Source organism: Rhodobacter sp. P2_H5 (genome assembly GCF_056403335.1).
The window spans coordinates 1-16,902 of record NZ_JBFUFS010000020.1 but is presented as its reverse complement, the minus strand read 5'-3'; the positions used below and the strand labels follow the sequence as shown (position 1 = coordinate 16,902).

At 62.4% G+C, this 16,902-nt stretch carries 16 protein-coding genes, 2 pseudogenes and 1 other annotated feature; of the genes and pseudogenes, 12 read left to right on the top strand and 6 right to left on the bottom strand.

All coding sequences use genetic code 11. The features are described 5' to 3' along the window. Positions 1 to 19: 19 nt before the first annotated feature. The 5 genes and pseudogenes from AC1DVR_RS19875 (at position 20) to AC1DVR_RS19855 (ending at position 3,728) form a co-directional block, all read left to right on the top strand. A complete protein-coding gene (locus AC1DVR_RS19875; protein WP_478002346.1) occupies positions 20 to 298 on the top strand; it encodes a hypothetical protein in 279 nt (92 codons plus the stop codon). 260 nt (positions 299 to 558) lie between these two features. Next, a complete protein-coding gene (locus AC1DVR_RS19870; protein ID WP_478002345.1) occupies positions 559 to 2,331 on the top strand; it encodes a SulP family inorganic anion transporter in 1,773 nt (590 codons plus the stop codon). A gap of 27 nt (positions 2,332 to 2,358) precedes the next feature. Beyond that, positions 2,359 to 2,517 (top strand): GMC oxidoreductase, encoded by a 159-nt coding sequence (locus AC1DVR_RS19865; RefSeq protein WP_478002344.1) that lies wholly within the window; start codon positions 2,359 to 2,361, stop codon positions 2,515 to 2,517. A gap of 69 nt (positions 2,518 to 2,586) precedes the next feature. After that, a pseudogene (locus AC1DVR_RS19860) lies at positions 2,587 to 2,856 on the top strand (transposase); the annotation flags it as partial. A gap of 446 nt (positions 2,857 to 3,302) precedes the next feature. Next, the gene (locus AC1DVR_RS19855) at positions 3,303 to 3,728 is read left to right on the top strand and encodes an IS5 family transposase (protein ID WP_478002380.1); all 426 of its coding nucleotides are present in this window, start codon (positions 3,303 to 3,305) and stop codon (positions 3,726 to 3,728) included. A gap of 2 nt (positions 3,729 to 3,730) precedes the next feature. Here AC1DVR_RS19855 and AC1DVR_RS19850 read toward each other — a convergent pair whose 3' ends face one another. Continuing rightward, positions 3,731 to 4,564, bottom strand: coding sequence for a protein NO VEIN domain-containing protein (locus AC1DVR_RS19850; RefSeq protein ID WP_478002343.1), 834 nt, complete (start codon positions 4,562 to 4,564; stop codon positions 3,731 to 3,733). A 588-nt stretch (positions 4,565 to 5,152) separates the two neighbouring features. On the opposite strand from AC1DVR_RS19850, the gene AC1DVR_RS19845 reads away from it, so the two are divergent. The 7 genes and pseudogenes from AC1DVR_RS19845 to AC1DVR_RS19815 all read left to right on the top strand — a co-directional run bounded on the left by AC1DVR_RS19845 (position 5,153) and on the right by AC1DVR_RS19815 (position 14,816). Then, positions 5,153 to 6,187 carry a helix-turn-helix domain-containing protein gene (locus AC1DVR_RS19845; RefSeq protein WP_478002342.1) on the top strand — a complete coding sequence of 345 codons (1,035 nt, stop codon included), beginning with the start codon at positions 5,153 to 5,155 and terminating at the stop codon, positions 6,185 to 6,187. Between the two features lie 191 nt (positions 6,188 to 6,378). Then, complete coding sequence (locus tag AC1DVR_RS19840; protein ID WP_478002341.1) at positions 6,379 to 7,341, top strand: formylglycine-generating enzyme family protein; 963 nt, start codon at positions 6,379 to 6,381, stop codon at positions 7,339 to 7,341. A gap of 16 nt (positions 7,342 to 7,357) precedes the next feature. Next, complete coding sequence (locus tag AC1DVR_RS19835; protein ID WP_478002340.1) at positions 7,358 to 8,806, top strand: arylsulfatase B; 1,449 nt, start codon at positions 7,358 to 7,360, stop codon at positions 8,804 to 8,806. Positions 8,807 to 8,834: 28 nt separating this feature from the next. Next, positions 8,835 to 9,617, top strand: coding sequence for a porin family protein (locus AC1DVR_RS19830; protein ID WP_478002339.1), 783 nt, complete (start codon positions 8,835 to 8,837; stop codon positions 9,615 to 9,617). 105 nt (positions 9,618 to 9,722) lie between these two features. Beyond that, entirely contained in the window at positions 9,723 to 11,978 is a 2,256-nt protein-coding gene (locus AC1DVR_RS19825; RefSeq protein WP_478002338.1) for a mechanosensitive ion channel family protein, read from the top strand. Between the two features lie 10 nt (positions 11,979 to 11,988). Then, positions 11,989 to 13,119, top strand: a complete 1,131-nt coding sequence (locus tag AC1DVR_RS19820) for an alpha/beta hydrolase (protein WP_478002337.1) — start codon at positions 11,989 to 11,991, stop codon at positions 13,117 to 13,119. A 468-nt stretch (positions 13,120 to 13,587) separates the two neighbouring features. Continuing rightward, a pseudogene (locus AC1DVR_RS19815) lies at positions 13,588 to 14,816 on the top strand (IS3 family transposase). Continuing rightward, positions 13,869 to 13,985 (top strand) — a sequence feature (AL1L pseudoknot). It overlaps the preceding pseudogene by 117 nt. 47 nt (positions 14,817 to 14,863) lie before the next feature. Here AC1DVR_RS19815 and AC1DVR_RS19810 read toward each other — a convergent pair. The 5 genes from AC1DVR_RS19810 to AC1DVR_RS19790 all read right to left on the bottom strand — a co-directional run. Beyond that, positions 14,864 to 15,082 (bottom strand): helix-turn-helix domain-containing protein, encoded by a 219-nt coding sequence (locus AC1DVR_RS19810; protein ID WP_478002336.1) that lies wholly within the window; start codon positions 15,080 to 15,082, stop codon positions 14,864 to 14,866. Between the two features lie 36 nt (positions 15,083 to 15,118). After that, the gene (locus tag AC1DVR_RS19805) at positions 15,119 to 15,325 is read right to left on the bottom strand and encodes a hypothetical protein (RefSeq protein ID WP_478002335.1); all 207 of its coding nucleotides are present in this window, start codon (positions 15,323 to 15,325) and stop codon (positions 15,119 to 15,121) included. 411 nt (positions 15,326 to 15,736) lie between these two features. Next, positions 15,737 to 15,946, bottom strand: a complete 210-nt coding sequence (locus AC1DVR_RS19800) for a hypothetical protein (protein ID WP_478002334.1) — start codon at positions 15,944 to 15,946, stop codon at positions 15,737 to 15,739. A gap of 262 nt (positions 15,947 to 16,208) precedes the next feature. Then, positions 16,209 to 16,589 carry a response regulator gene (locus AC1DVR_RS19795; RefSeq protein WP_478002333.1) on the bottom strand — a complete coding sequence of 127 codons (381 nt, stop codon included), beginning with the start codon at positions 16,587 to 16,589 and terminating at the stop codon, positions 16,209 to 16,211. 72 nt (positions 16,590 to 16,661) lie between these two features. Continuing rightward, a partial coding sequence (locus tag AC1DVR_RS19790; protein ID WP_478002332.1) for an ATP-binding protein occupies positions 16,662 to 16,902 on the bottom strand: 241 nt, incomplete at its 5' end.

Genomic DNA, 16,902 nt, shown 5'->3' with positions numbered 1-16,902 from the left:
CACGTGGGGGAGAATTGCAATGTCAGGGGTGGAGATCGACGCCCGAGCGAAGTCACGCACAGTTCTTGCGGCCGAGTGGGCGTTCGATGTCTTGATGCGGTTGTTAGGCGGGCGGGCGGAGACGTCGCGCGGCACCGCAAGACTCCTGCCGCTAGAGAAGTTGGCAACGGTCGAAGACCGGATGCTGGACGACGTCGGACTGTCGCGCGCCGATCTCGATGCCTTGATCAAGGCCACTGACGCGTCGCGACGCCGGCCCCGGACGCGGCCGCGACAACCGTCGCAGCGCCGATCCTAAGAGGTGCTGGCGGTGGAGGCCCGCAGCAGAACGATTGTATCGATGCTCGATGGTCTGGTGAAGCGGGCGCCTGCGGCGAGACCTGCTGGATGCCGATACGACATCGGCCACCTGGCTTCTGCGACTTGCCCGGTTCCCGTCGCGGTCGGTCACTGGTTCGAGGGACCAGGTAATGCATCGCTCGATGGGGAGAGGCGTCAGAAATTGCAAATCGTCCGACCGTCCCCTGCCCTGACATTCCCGAAGCAGGAGTTTCCTACTTGAAATGGCTTGTCGCGACCCTGGGCGGCGCGCTCGTCGGTTTGACAACCGTCGTCTACACGATCTCGTTCTTCGCGATCGTTTTCAGCGGGCCACTGGCCGGCCATGTCGGGCAATGGGTCGGGGGAGCGCTCATTGCGGCGGCAGTCATGGCGGTGGTCGGGGCCCTGGCCTTCTCATTCAAGGGAACGGTCATGCATCCTCAGGATGTCACGGCGGCCCTCCTCTCCGTAGCGGCCGCCAAGATCGCCGCTGGAATGCCGGACGCGACCAACACCGAGATCGTCGCCACGGTGCTGACGATGGTGGCGGTGACGGGCTTTCTTGCCGGACTTGCTGCAATCGGCATCGGGCGGGCTCGACTGAGCCATCTGGTCCACGTTGTCCCGCAACCCRTTATCCTGGGCTTCCTCGCCGCAACGGGCGCGGCGCTCCTGCTTGGTGCCATTGCCATCGCGACCGAGCGGTCTCTGTCGATCTGGGATCTTCCTGTGGCGTTCGAGTCCCACTCCCTCGCAGCATGGGCGCCCTGGCTTCTGGTGAGCGGTGCCGTCTATCTGCTCGGACACGCCCTTCGCTCTCCGCTTCTGCTCCCGGTTTCGATTTCGGCCACGCTCGCTGGGTATCACGTGCTGCGCGCTGCGGGCCTCGTGGCGGACGCGCCCTACATGGTGGATTCGAATCTAATCTCCCCGAACGGGAGCTTTGGACCGAGTTTCGCGCTCGGGCTTTATCTGAAGGCGGACTGGTCGATGATCGCCCGCGAGGTTCCGTTATTGGCCGCGGTTGCCGGCCTGACAGTCGTCGGAGGGCTGTTGAACCTGAGCGGCCTTCGTCAGATCACCGGCCACAAGAGCGATGCGGACAAGGACCTGCAGGCCATCGGACTTGCCAATCTGGCCAGCGCGCCACTCGGCGGTCTGGTCGGGTTTCCTGCCATCAGTACCACGTTTCTCGGGCTGCGGGTCCATCTGGGTGCCGGGATTGCGCCTCTCGCGGCCGCAATCGCCTGCGTGATGGTGGGTGTGCTCGGAGTGGACATCCTGGCGGCAATTCCGAAGGGACTTTTCGCGACGATCGTCGGGTATCTCGGGCTCGACATGCTGGTTGCCTCGGGCAGGATCGCGCGCAACAGCCTCAAGAGGACCGATCAGTTCCTCTTCCTCGGGGTGGTCGCCACGGCGCTGACCTTGGGGTTTCTTCACGCCATTGCGCTCGGACTCGTCGCCGCGGTTTTGCTGTTTGCCCGGGACCTGGCACGAGTGGACGTTCTTCACAAAGAGCAGACCGCCGCGCTGTCTTCCCCCGTGCTGCGGAAAGGCGGGCTCAAGGCGGTGCCCAGCATCGACATGGCGCCTCAGGTAACGGTCGTAGCACTTCAAGGCTACCTGTTCTTTGGCATATGCAATCGGCTGCTGAATCTCGAAAGGGACTATCTGCACACGGATCAGGGGCTACCCGATATCATCCAACTGGACCTTTCCCGCGTTAGCGGACTAGACACTTCGGCAGCACTCATCCTTGCCGACTTCCTCAAGGCTTGCGCCTTCTGCAATGTCACGACCGTGGTGTCAGCCGCATCCAGTGATGTTCTGAGAACTCTCGGGAAATCCACGAGCGGCCATGACATTTCTGTCAACTCCTTCACTACGCTCGAAGCCGCACTTACGCAGGTCGAGCAGAAACGGAAGCGACTTGAGGGAGGACAGCCCGCTTTAGAATCTGGTGCGCCAATCGATCGTAGCCCCGAACGCGCGTCAGGTTTCGGGTAAAGGTCGCTCCCACGGCCAGACGGGACGATGAAGCGATCTGCGACTGAAAAGAGCACCAAAACCGCGTCCCTGAACCGCTATTTGCAGGCATGGGGGCAGCACGAAGTCTTCGTGATGGGGGCATCGGCCTTTCCGCAGAACATTCAGTATAACCCGATGGGAATGTTGGGCGCGCTGGCCTGCTGAGCTGGAGTGCCCCCACTGAAGTGGTCCGCCAACTGGGATAGTGTGATCCCATTTTTTGGAGGCACGAAGATGGCTGGAAAGCAAGAGAAGCCGGAAGATATTGTGCTGAAGCTGCGGCAGGTTGAGGTGCTGCAAGGGCAAGGCAAGTCGGTGCAGGAGGCGGTTCGTCAGATCGGCGTCACCGTGCAGATCTTTTACCGCTGGCGCAAAGAGTATGGCGGCATGAACCGCGATCAGCTGAAACGACTGAAGGAACTGGAAGTTGAGAACCAGCTTCTGCGGCGTGCGGTGTCGGATTTGACGCTCGACAAGCTGATCCTGACCGAGGCTGCCAGGGGAACCGAAGGTCCGCGCCAGCGAAACGACTAGGGTCAGGACTCATTGATCTTGCGACCGCGGCGTGATTCAGCCTCCTCAAGGTGACTGGACGATGAGCAACCTTTTCTGGCTGACGGACGCGCGGATGGCTCGTCTGGAGCCCTTCTTCCCCAAAAGCCATGGCAAACCCCGCGTCGATGACCGGCGAGTTCTAAGCGGGATAATATTCATCAATCGCAATGGTTTGCGTTAGCGCGATGCACCGAGGGAGTATGGTCCGGCGAAGACCCTCTACAAGCGCTGGAAGCGGTGGAGCGACAAAGGCATCTTCGCCCGGATGATGGATGGGTTGGCCGCGGAGGCCGCTGTTCCGAAGACGGTGATGATCGACGCGACTTACCTCAAGGCGCACCGCACGGCGACCAGCCTGCGGTCGAAAAAGGGGGACCCGGCGACCAGAAGGGCCGATTGATCGGCCGAACCGAGGGCGGCATGAACACCAAACTGCATGCCGTCGCCAACGCCGACCGATCCGTTTCTTCATGACCGCAGGCCAGGTCAGTGACTACACTGGAGCCGGCGCACTCCTCGGCAGCTTGCCGAAGGCGGAGTGGCGGCTGGCCGACCGAGGCTACGATGCCGACTGGTTCAGGGATGCGTTGAAAGACAAGGGGATAAGGCCCTGCATCCCTGGGCGGAAGTCGCGGAGCAAACCCGTCAAGCACGACAAGCGCTGCTATCGGCGCCGCAACCGGATCGAGATCATGTTCGGCCGCCTGAAGCGCTGGCGCAAGGTCGCGACCCGCTACGACCGATCCCCCAGCGTCTTCCTCTCCGCCGTCGCTCTCGCCACCATCGTCATGTTCTGGCTATCATCCAAGAACGAGTCCTGACCCTAGTGAAAACTCGCCTGAAAGGAGGTCGCGGTCAGCGAGACATGCGCGTCCAGCGGCGGGCGCAGCTCGAACGCTTTCGGCTCGCGCACGAAATTCCAGAGCCGGAACAGGGACCATTCCGAACGCCGCTCCTCGGCCACGGCCAGCTCGTTGCGGCTTATGTGGAAGGGGGTGCGTTCCCAGCCATTCGTCGTCTTCACCTCGATCAGGCGCGGACGACCGTCCGGCGCGAAGCTGGCAATATCGTAGCCGGCACCATCGCCGTCCTCCTCCGACACCCACCGGACCTTGCGCGCAAGGTCGTCGCGGCCCTCTGATTTCAGGGTTGCACGCTCATGCGCCAAGACGCGCTCCTCACCGGCACGTCCGAGGGCGCGGTTTCGCTCGTCTCTCGCCGCGACATCGAATTTGCGGGCGATGTGCAGCATCTGCTCCAGCTCCAGCGGTGGAGGCTGGTTCGACATGGTAGGCGGCGGCCCGATCCATATCTGCGCGGCCTCTCGCAGACCACCTGCGGGTCGCACGCCAGCTTGGCGGCCGAGCCATGCCGGATTCAGCGCCAGCCAACGTGCCACGGTGTCTTCCAGCGTCATCTGGAAGTTGAAGGCGGGCTTGTAGCCCGGGATCCAGTCCTCGCCGAGCCCCTTGAGCACCGCGCTGATGTTCTGGTGCTTGAACTCGATGGAACTGCGATTGCGGTCGATGCGGGCCTGAAGATCCCGATTGTGCTCGGCCTTGTTGTAGGGCCGTCCGGCGATATCGTCGGCCAGCATCGCGAAGTAATCCGCGACGATCAGGTCGTTCTCTGCATCCGTCCAGGTCCCGTTCGACATTGCGCCAGGCTATGAGGTCGAAACTCTTTTGTCATCAAAGACTTCGCACCGCCCCGCACAACCACGCCGCCTTCGGGTGTCTCCGTTCGCATCGACAGCGGTCGAACGCGCCTCAACCCCGGCGCAATCCGCTTCTGCCAAGTGGCTGAAAAACAGTCACCTTTTGAATCCGTCTCGATTTTGGTGAAGGGCGAGTGGAAAGAGACGCGGGGCGTTCAGAGACCGACTTCGACCAAAACGCGAGTCTCCGAAAGTCGGATGGCTTCGCTAAACCCCTTTGAAACAAAAAGAAAAAAGGCCCCGTCAGGGACCTCATCTCGAGTTTGCGATGTGCAAGTGGCGGAGGGAACGCGACTGGGGTCGAACCTTCTCCACTACCGGGCGTGTCGAGATGCCTTGAACATGGGCCTCCTAGATCACCGCCGTCAGGGCCTTCTCGGCCATCCGCCGGGGGTCGAGAAAGCCCGGGACAGCATCCGCACTTCTTCAGCAGCCTGTTCTAACTTTGGCCATTTTATATTTGATTTTGGTCTGTCACCGATCGAAGGTTTAGCCGCGCGACGTAGAACACGGTGAGACCCGCATTCAATGTACGACAGAAACAGCGTCAGTCTTTCCTTGATTCACACGCTGCCAGCCGTGGCAGATGCGATGGGTGTGTCTTTGCCGAGAGTTCTGGCACTGGGTGGGCTTGAGGCGGATGCGTTCCGGGAAAGGGACAAGGTGGTCCGCCGCAGTCAAATCCATGCGATCATGCAGGGGTTGGCGCGCAAGAGTGGTAACCCGACGATTGGCTTCTTGATGGCGGATTCGACAGATCCGGAAATGCTTGGGACGTTTGGTCGGACGTTGTTTGTGGGCCGAACTCTGCGCGAGGCCCTTGCGCTCCAGAGGCGGCACATGCCCGCGCTACAACGGGGCGCCTCTATTGCGATGGCGAATTTCGGTCCCCGATTTCAATGGACCCATCACATGCATTGCAGCGACCCCGGCGAGGCGCGGTTTCTGAACGAAGGCATAGCCGCCTTCTCCGTCAAGTGCATTCGGGCCCTGTCCGGCGACCCCTGCGCACGCATCCATGTGATCCTACCGCACCGGCCGATCGCTCCGTTATCCACCTACGAAGCCGCTTTGCGCTGCGCAGTCTCGTTCCTTCCAGGTCCCGATCTGATCATTCGGTTTGATGCGAAACTGCTGGATTGCCGCAATGCACTGAACCGTCACGACGGGCCCGAAGTTGATCACGCTAGAGTGAGTGCCGTGCCGGTCGAGGTCGATCTGACCGACGAACAGCTTCTTCAGTGCCTTCCGCGGATGTTCGAGGTGGCCGTTCTGATGGGCAAGATGACACTGCGCGACACAGCGCAGACGCTTGGGCTTTCGCCGCGCAGTCTCCAGCGACGGCTTGCGGCCATCGGCACCTCGTTCGAGGACATCGTCGACCAGTGGCGGAACAGGCAGGCACTCGCCCTGTTGAGCGGCCCGGAGGGGGGAACGGCGCAGATCGCGGCACGCCTTGGCTATACCGATGCATCGCATTTCATCCGGGCATTCCGGCGCTGGCATGGCACCACACCTACCGATTTCCGCCGCGAGCGGGAGTATGGCTTCGCTTGCCCGTGAAGCTCGGGCCGTGCGGGTTGCCGACGTTCTGGCGCGAAATGGCAATTGAGACGACGGCGTCCTACTCCTAATATTGGTACAGACACTATGTGAGAGTGTCCTTGTAACAATCTGAAAAGATTGATGTTCCCCCAAACCTCGCCCCGCTTTGCGGTGGCGGGGCCTGGGAAAGGTGTGGGCGGTGCTGTGCGGTGGAAACTGGAAAAATCGGGCAGGATGTCATGGCGCTGAAGACAATACGAAGGGAACCGGCCGAAACACGACTTGTCGCCGGAACCGTCATGGTCCGCATCGAAAGCGGTATTTTTCACATGGGATCGGAAGAGCATTACCCCGAAGAGGCCCCGGTCCACACGCGCAGCGTCGAGGCGTTCTGGATCGACCGGACGCCGGTCACCAACGTCGAATTCGCCCGCTTTGTCGCCGTGACGCGCTATGTCACACTGGCCGAGCGTCAACCGCGCGCGGAGGACTTTCCAGACGCGGACCCCGACCTTCTGGTGCCGGGGTCGCTAGTCTTCGACAAGCCCGATGCCGCGGCAGACCCCGAGGACGGGCTGGCGTGGTGGAGCTATGTGCCGGGCGCTTCCTGGCGCTGCCCGCAGGGCCCGGGCAGCAGCCTGGAAGGGCTGGACGATCATCCCGTCGTCCATATCGCCTTCGAGGACGCCCTGGCCTATGCCACCTGGGCCGGAAAGGACCTGCCGACCGAGGCGGAATGGGAATTTGCGGCGCGCGGCGGGCTTGACCGCGCCGAATTCGCCTGGGGCGACGAACTCGTGCCCGGCGGCAAGCACATGGCCAACACCTGGCAGGGCCGTTTCCCGGTCGAGAACACCGCGGAAGATGGATATGCCGGCACCTCGCCTGTCGGTGCCTTTCCCGTCAACGGCTATGGCCTTTACGACATGATCGGCAATGTCTGGGAGTGGACGAATAGCCACTATCGTGCCAGCCATGCCGAGCCACGGCCTTCGGCCTGCTGCACCGCTGTCGCAAGGGCGGGGACGGCCGAACTCAAGGTTCTCAAGGGGGGATCGCACCTTTGCGCCCCGAGTTACTGCCGCCGCTACCGTCCCGCAGCGCGGCAGTCTCAATCCATCGACACCTCCTCCAGCCACATCGGTTTTCGCTGTGTGCTGCGGGATCAATGACAACAGAGAGGCAATCATGAAAGACATCGACATTCCGGCCGCGCAGGACGATACGCCGCGGCCGACGCGACGCGACATCCTCGCCGGTTCGGCAGGGTTTCTGGCTGCCATCGCCGGCCTGTCCGTGCTGGCCAGCCGGGCAGAGGCCAAGGACAGCAAGCGCCCGCACATCGTCTATATCCTGGCCGATGACCTTGGCTTTGCCGATGTGGGCTTTCGCGGCTCGGACATCCTGACCCCCAACATCGACAAGCTGGCGTCCGGGGGCGTGGTGCTGCAGCATTTCTACACGCAGCCGCTGTGCACGCCCACCCGGGCCGCGCTGATGACCGGGCGCTATCCGCTGCGCTATGGCCTGCAGGTCGGCGTCATCCCCTCGGGCGGGCGCTATGGCCTGGCCCAGGATGAATTCATCCTGCCGCAAGTCCTGAAGCAGGCGGGTTATGCCACCCGCATGATCGGCAAGTGGCACCTTGGCCATGCCGACCGCGCCTTCTGGCCGCGGCAGCGCGGGTTCGACTATTTCTACGGCGCGCTGGTTGGCGAAATCGACCATTTCAAGCACGAGGCGCATGGCGTCACCGACTGGTATCGCGACAACGAACTGGTCGTGGAAGAGGGCTATGACACCGAACTTTTCGGTGCCGATGCCGTGGCCCAGATCCAGGCGCATGACCCCGCGACGCCCCTGTTCCTTTATCTCGCCTTCACCGCACCGCATACGCCCTATCAGGCGCCGCAGGCCTATTTGGACCGCTATCCCGACATGGCCGACCCGAACCGTCGCACCTATGCCGGCATGGTATCGGCCATGGATGACCAGATCGGTCAGGTCGTGGCGGCGCTGGAGGCCAAGGGCATCCGCGAAGACACGCTGATCGTGTTCCACAGCGACAATGGCGGCACGCGGTCGAAGATGTTCGTCGGCGAAGGCGCCGTGGGCGGCGATCTGCCGCCGCGCAACGATCCGCTGCGCGACGGCAAGGGCAGCGTCTACGAGGGCGGCACCCGCGTGGTGGCCCTGGCCAACTGGCCGGGCCATCTTGTGCCGGGCCAATCCGAAGGCGTCATGCATGTCGTCGACATCCTGCCCACCTTCGCGGCCCTGGCCGGGGCGGACACCGGCAAGTCCAAGGCGCTGGACGGCAAGGATGTCTGGAAGGCCTTCGAAGCCGGAAAGGCCTCGCCGCGCAAGGACATGGTCTACAACATCGACCCCGGGACCGGCGCCCTGCGCGAGGGCAACTGGAAACTGGTCTGGACCGCAACCCTGCCGCCCAAGGTGGAACTCTTCGACCTCGCCACCGATCCGTCCGAGCAGAAGGACCTTTCGGCGGCGCATCCCGACAAGGTCGCCGAGTTGCAAGACCGTGTGATCGATCTGGCCCGCTCGATGGCGCCGCCCCTGTTCTTTGCGACCGCACTGGGGGCGACCCTGTCGCAGCCGCTGGCGATTGCCGACTGAACCCCTGCCCGAAAAAGGAGAATTACCGATGCGACAGAACGAAAAACCCACCCGGTCGCGGGTCATCGCCGGTGCCCTGCTCGTCGCGCTGGCCTCGGCCGGCGCCGCAAGGGCCGAGGGTCCGACGGCGGGCAGCGGCAAGGAGGTGATCCTGTCGGGGTATCTCTTTGCGAGCGGGCTGAAAGGCCGGGCGTCCACGACGCCCGGACTGCCCCCGGCCAATATCAACCTAAGCTTCCGCGACGTGCTTGACGACCTCGACTTCGGGTTCATGAGCGCGGTCGAAGTGCGCAACGGGCGCTGGGGTTACATGGGGGACATCATGTATTCCCATGTCACGCCCAGCGGCACCGTGCCCGGCCCGCTGCCGGTCTCGGCCGGGCTGGACCAGAAGAGCCTGACCGTGCAGGGCAACGTCTATTACCGGGTTCATGAAAGCGCGCAGGTCAATGTCGATCTTGGCCTTGGCCTGCGCTACTGGAATGTCGACAACGCGGGGACGGTGGCGCCCGGCTCGCCGGCATCCATCGGCTTTTCCCACACCGAAAGCTGGATCGACCCGGTCATCGGCGCGCGGATGAACGCGAAGATCAGCGGGCCGTGGAGCGTCACGCTGGCGGGGGATGTGGGCGGGTCGGGCGCCGGCTCGGATCTGACCTGGCAATTGCAGGGTACGGTCAACTTTCAGAAGAACGACAAGTTTGCCTTCTACGCCGGCTACCGCGTGCTGGCGGTGGACTACAAGCAGAGCGGTTTCACCTACGACGTGACGATGCGCGGTCCGGTGATCGGCATGTCGGTGAGGTTCTGAAGGGCCTGCCGGCACCCGTTCATTTACCGTTGAAAAGCAAGAGACGCGAAAGGTCGGGACGCCAGGGTCACCGGCGTGGATGGGGGCGCGCGAAAGGAAATGCTGTTGCTGCAGAAGTTACCACTCGGACGGATCATCGCAGCCCTCTGGTCCTGCCTGTTCCTGCTTCTTCCGGTCGCCACCCTTGCGCAGGACGGCGACCGCCCGACGAGCGCCGAGCTCCGGTCGCCCGCAGCAGTTGATGCGATGGTGTCGCGGCTGACCGATCAGGAGGTACGCGACCTCCTGCTGAGCGAACTCGGCGCGCGGGCCACCGCGGCGCAAAGCGCTGCCCCCCCGGCGGGTTCGGTGGACGGTCTGTCTCAGCAGCTCAGCGCCATCGCAGCCGAACTTGTCACGGCGGTGCAGGAAAGCCCGCTGCATGCGAAGGCGGCCGTGGTTGCCTGCCATGATTACCTTGCCGGATTGGGGGGCAGAGGCAGCGCTTGGCTGGCCACGGCGCTGCTGATCGCCCTGATCTTCGGGCATCTGGCCGACTGGGCTCTGGCCAGCAAGGTCGTGCCCGAGGTCACGCTTCCCGCCCTGCCGGGGGTCGGCGCGGTCGCGGTTCCTTCCGCCGTCGCGGCCCTGGTCGCGCCGCTTCGCCATCTGTCGCACGAGATCATCGGCGCGGTCGTTGCCCTGGCGGTGTCGGCTGCCGTGGCCGCCTTCCTGCTGCCACCGCGCGAGACGCGCGTGGTGCTGACGGTCCTCGTCTGGCTGGTCTGCGTTCCGCGGCTTGGGCTGGAGATGGCGCGCGTGCTCAACCGGTCGCAGCCCTTGGGGTCAAGGTCGGCACGCCTGTTCCCCACAGGGATATTCCTTGCCGCAGTCCTTGCCGGCATCGCGGAAACGCTGTGGCGCATCGCCGTCGAGACGGGTCGCGAGGTGCAGACGCAAGGCGCCGGCTTCTGGGTCAACACGGTCGTCTTCCTGCTTCTGGCTGCGATGGTCTGGAGCTCGCGTCCGGTGCTGCGCGACACCATGGGGAATGGCACGGCGGGCAACGGAATGGCGGGTCAGCCGCGGACGCTGTTTGAACGGGCCTATCCCGCCCTGGCGCTGATCGCGATCCTGTGGACTTGGCTTGCCTCGACCGTCGCCATGGCAGCGGGTGCGCCGCAGGGCATGCAGACGGGGCGCCACCTCATCGGCCTTTGCCTGCTTCTGGCCACGCCCATGTTCGACGGGCTGATCAGAACCGGGGTCCTTGCGGCATTGCGTGGCGCGCAGGGCAGCGGCGCTCTGGCCGATGCGGCAAAGGAGGCAGTCTATTCCAGCGGCGTGCGGGTCGCCCGAGTGGTCTTCTTCGGCGCCGTCGTCCTGGTGACAGCCTGGCTGTGGGAGATTTCGGTCTACCGCGTCGCTTCGGCCGGTATCGGCGAGGTTCTTGCGCAGCGCAGCGTCATGGCGCTTCTGATCCTGCTTTCGGGCTATGTGCTGTGGGAGCTGATCCGGCTTCTGATCAACCGCCGCCTGTTGACCGAGACGGGGTTTGCGCCCGGCCCGCTTTCCCCCGAGGAGGTCGATGACGGCTATCAGCCGAGCGCGGCATCCCGGCTGGCGACGATCCTGCCGCCCCTTGGCTTTGTGGCCCAGGTTGCCGTGCTGGTCATCACGGTGCTGATGACGCTGGACGTGATGGGCGTGAATGTGACGCCCCTGATGGCGGGCGCCGGTGTCGCCGGAATTGCGCTCGGGTTCGGCGCGCAGAAACTGGTGGCCGATGTCGTCTCCGGCGTCTTCTTCCTGATCGAGGATGCCTTCCGCGCCAATGAATATGTCAAGACCGGTGGCATCGAAGGCACGGTCGAAAGCCTGTCGATCCGCTCGCTGCACCTGCGACAGTCCGATGGGGCGCTGAACTGCATCCCCTACAGCAATGTCAGCGCCATCACCAACATGAGCCGCGACTGGGGGACGATGAAGCAGGTCTTCACGGTGCCCTTCGACACGGATATCGAGAAGGTGCGCAAGATCTTCAAGCGGATCGGCCAGGATCTGATGGCCAACCCGGCCTTCGCGCCTGCCTTCATCCTGCCCTTCAAGTTCAAGGGTGTGAGCCAGGTCAATGACGTTGGCATCGTGGTGCGGGGCAAGTTCATGTTCCGCCCTGAACTGTCCCAGCAGTTCCTGATCCAGCGGGAAATCTACCGTCGGGTGCAGCTGGATTTTGCCGCGGCGGGCATCGCCTTCGCCCGGCGCGAAGTCCGCGTGGCCGTCAGCGACGGGGTGCCCCTGTCATCCACGCTTGTCCTGGGGGGTGCGGCGGCGCTTGCGGCACCCGATTCCGATCCTGCAACCCCAAACCTGTCCATCTGAGGATATCGCCATGAGTTCCCCCCTCTTCCCCCCCTCGATCAGCCGCCGTGCATGCCTGGGATACATCGGGGCGGCAACGCTGGCGGGCTGCGGCCAGCGTGGCGTGGTCGGCGTCGTGCCCCCCTCTGCCGCCACCGATACTGTCATCCAGAAGGTGATCGTCGCCACCTCGCGCAAGCCCGTCGCCGCGCCGGAGTTCTTCTCCTCCGGGCGCGACTTCACAACCCATTTTGCCGAATTCAGCGTCTCGATCCCGACGGATCGCAAGCTCGGAACGGTCAGCTATCCGGGCGAAAAGCCCGATCCGCACCGGGATTTCCTGGTGACAGAGGCGGAAAAGCTGGACGGGCCAAGGGGCTTTGTCGGCGCCGTGAACCGCGCGGCGGCCGCGCTGCCGCAAAAGGCGCGTACCGGCGCGCTTATTGTGCATGGCTTCAACACGAACTTTGCCGAAGGCCTGATGAAGACGGCGCAACTGAACCACGACCTGCAGGCCCCCGGCGTGCATGTGATGTTCTCCTGGCCCTCCGAGGCGCATCTGATGGCCTATATCGCGGACCGCGAGAACGCCCTTTTCTCGCGCGATGCCCTAGCCGAAACGCTGCGCCTCATGAGTCGCACCAGACTTCGCAGCTATAACCTGGTTGCGCATTCCATGGGGACCTTCCTCGTCATGGAGACTCTGCGGACGATGGCCTTGTCCAATGATCGCGCCACACTGGACAAGATTGGCGCGGTCGTCCTGATTTCAGCCGACCTGCAGATCGACGTCTTCCGCAAGCAGGCGGTGCCCGTGCTGGCGGCCGGAGTGCCGATCTACTTGCTCGTTTCGGATGATGATCGGGCACTTGGTCTGTCGGCAAAACTCAGGGGCGAGAGCCGCAGGGTCGGAAGCGTACGCTCGCGAGAAGAACTCGGTGGGCTGGATGTCGCCGTAATTGATCTGACCGATGTCAATGCCAACGAGATGACAGGCCACCTCAAGGTCGGAACATCGCCCGAATTGATTGCTTTGATCCAGAAAATCCGGCAGGCCGGTGTGGCGATCTTCGATGAAGGTCAGAAGGTCGGACTCCTGGATCAGGGTGCCATCATTGTACAGGACGCCACAGGGATGCTTTTGAATCCCATAGGCCCGTAGCCAATCCGCAGAAGTTGGCATCGACTTCCGTGGGTGAACTGTTCCCGATTGGCTCGGCAGGGCGGCTTTTTTTTGATCCAGTCAACACGTTCAGGCGTCGGAGGTTCGATGGCTTCAAAGTTCCGTCATTGCCCGCACCTGCGAAGGAGCTCTGACTTTGAAAGACCGTTGATCGTTTCTGCCAAGGCCCTCGGACCGTGTATGGATGACTCCCGCGTGACAACGTGTTTGGTGATCTTCGACAACTGGCTGGGTGCGGCCATGCATTCGGCGTCTGGATCGTAGTGTGCCCGCGCGCCTTGACGAACGTCAGCGTGAGATTCGGATTGCCAAGCTTGACACCGCGCGCCTTGGTGAAGGCCAGGGCCTCCTTGGTCCGCCGCGTGATGTCTTCGCGCTCGGCTTGCGCCACGAGTGAACCGCGCCGGGTTTGCTGGAGGCTCCAACTCCTGAGTAGGATGGAGCATCATGAGCAAGACAACGAACAAGTTTTCCCCGGAAGTGCGCGAACGCGCGGTGCGGCTGGTCCTCGACAACGAAGGTCAGCACGGATCGCGTTGGCAGGCGATCATGTCGATTTCGGCGAAGATTGGCTGTTCGGGGCATACCCTGAACGAGTGGGTGAAGAAGGCCGAGGTCGATAGCGGCAAGCGGGCGGGCGTCTCCAGCGAGATGGCCGAGCGGCTGAAGGCGTTGGAACGCGAGAACCGTGAACTGCGCCAAGCCAACGAGATCCTCCGCAAGGCGAGCGCGTATTTTGCGATGGCGGAGTTCGACCGCCGGTCGAAGTGATGGTCCAGTTCATCGATGACCATCGGGATGCGCATGGGGTCGAACCGATCTGCGAGATGCTGCCGATTGCCCCTGCCACCTATTATGACCACCTGGCCAAACGTGCCGACCCGGCGCGGCAGTCGGATCGTGCCAGGCGCGACGAGACGCTTCGGCCCGAGATCCAGCGCGTTTTCGACGCCAACTGGCAGGTCTACGGCGCGCGCAAGGTCTGGAGGCAGCTGCGACGGGAAGGCTTCGACGTTGCACGTTGCACCGTGGCCAGGCTGATGAAGGCCATGAATATTTAGGGCATTATCCGGGGCAAGCCGCATAAGACAACGATCCCTGACAAGAAGCTGCCATGCCCGCTGGACCGCGTGAACCGCCAGTTTCGCGTGCCCGCGCCGAACATGCTTTGGGTTTCAGACTTCACCTATGTCGCAACCTGGAAAGGGTTCGCCTATGTGGCCTTCGTCATTGACGCCTATGCCCGCAAGATCGTCGGTTGGCGTGTCAGCACCTCCCCTCATGCCGGGTTCGTGCTCGATGCACTTGAGCAGGCGGTCCATGAACGCCGACCGGTCAAAGGCATGGGCCTGGTCCATCATTCGGACCGCGGATCGCAATATCTGTCGATCAAATACACCGAACGCCTGGCCGAGGCAGGCATCGAACCTTCCGTGGGCAGCGTCGGCGACAGCTATGACAACGCGCTGGCCGAGACGGTCAACGGACTTTTCAAAGCCGAAGTCATCCATCGTCGCGGCCCATGGCGCAGCTTCGAGGCCGTCGAATACGCAACCCTCGAATGGGTCGACTGGTTCAACAACCGCCGMCTCCTCGARCCCATCGGRAACATCCCGCCRGCWGARGCCGAAGCRAACTACTACGCAGCTCTGGAAACTGAAGCCATGGTCGCGTAACTTAGATCAATCAGCCTCCAGCAAACCCGGCGCGGTTCAATCGGAGTTCAAGCAGCCTCGACAACCTCTATCGAAACTGCCTTTCCCAGCGCCCGGAATGCAGCCTCGTATTGGTCCACGCGGGTGCCGTGGTGCGGATCAAACAGGCGGTCCACCGTCGGCCGATCCACTCCGAGGCGGCGGGCCAGCTCGGCACGGTTCGAGCCAGCTTCATCGAGGGCCCACCGCAGAAGCACCTTCAGCGTCACCTGCGAGTCGATCGCCACTCGGGGTGTTCCTGCGCCGGATCTAGCGATGGTGACCTACGCAGCTGCCACGTCCTTTTCGTCCGTCGGATCTTCTAGGAAAAAATAGGCGCTCTCGTAGCTATGCACTTCGGAGCAGAACGGACAGACATGCGCCTCTCGGTCCATGACGAAGCCGCAGTTCGAAAAGCTCGCTTCGTCCATGATGAGGCCGGTAAACGACACACCGCTTGTTGTAGGGCAACGGACCATGAGACGGGACATTTGGACCTCCCGAGTTTCATCAGGAACTGAAACTATCACGATTCGCGCATTCCCCAAAGCTTAGCGGAGGGAGCGTCCGGCAACTGCGCTCAGACTGGCTGATTAAGCGATGGATTGAGATGCCGGACTAGTTGCCAGAGGATCATCGATCAAGCGGGCTGAACGAGATCAAGGGGTAGACCGAACCCAGAACAGAGTTCGGGACTTTCTTCGGGATATGCATCTAACGCTAATGCGCATTTGTGATGTGGGATCCTGAATGTGGCGCTTTCTCTCAAGCCATCGTGCCGGTCAAACAGATCAAACTACGGCTCTGGTCTTTCCGTCATTCAGTTCGCTCGCCTGTGGCGGCCGCGCTCACGATAAACCCGGTGAGTCGGTTGGTGTCGCGGGGGCATTTACATGGGTCAATCATATCTGCACCACGCCGCCGTCCCAGATTCCGAGTTCTTTTGCGCGCTCGTCCAAATGCGGGCCCACTTCGAGGACCTGGATGTTAAGGCCGATCAGATAGATGGCAAGGTCACCAAGGTCAAAGGCTCGTGCCAGCCAGCGCCCGGTTCCCACTCCGCCTGCGGCGTTCACTTTGGGTTGCATAGATTCGACGATGAAGGTTTCCATGAGATTGAGATAGTGCCTGTTCACGAAAGGTGCAAACCCTGTGGATTGTTCGCGCTTGAGTTGTACATTAGAGCTGACCCAAGTTCAATCAGGACGCTCCACCGACGGCACGCGAGAGCGAGGCGTGAAATCCAAAAGGCTAAAATAATATATTATAAATCAATTTGTTAGGTAAGGCTTCAGGGGATTTTTGGAACTCGCTCTGCAACGACGTAGCCGTCAAGCGCTCACCGAAGATCCGCATCCAAAACATGCGAGCGTCTCAAGCGGCACTATCCACCGCCAGCAAGCGCGCCATCGCGTCGACTATTGCGTGATCGGAGTAGGGTTTGGCGAAGTAGTGGCTGCCTGTCGGAAGGCTGCTCTCTTCCAGGATGGCCTGCCCGGATGCGACGATCAACTTCACGGGCGGCCATCGGTTGCGGATGTAGTGCGCCAGTTTTATACCGTCCATCGTCCCCGGCATCTGAACATCGGTGAACACCAGATCAATGTCGTCGCGCGATTCCAGGATCTGGATGGCCTCATCGGCCCCTTGGGCCTCCAGCGCGATGTAGCCTGCCGAATGCACAAGATCGACAGCACCCATCCGTATGAGTGCGTTGTCGTCAACCACCAGCACGATCGCTATACCGTTTTTCATCAGGTTCTCTGAATATCTGAAACGGGATTTTTGTGAACCCTAGGGGTGAAACGATCCGGATGCACATGAGACCTATGCGGCAGTCGGGACAACAACTTGCCCCCGGTGCCTGATGGTGACGGCGGTGCCTGGTTTTGCGTCCGTGACTTCGAGTTTGCCCTGAATGTTCTTGGTCAGCGCCTCGACAATGCCGGTGCCCAGGCCGGCTTTCGGTGCGGCATGGCCGGTTGGCATCCCAATGCCGTCATCCGCGATCTTGAGCGTCCAATCCCGGCCTTCGGACGCGTAGGAGACCGTGATCTTGCCCTTGGGC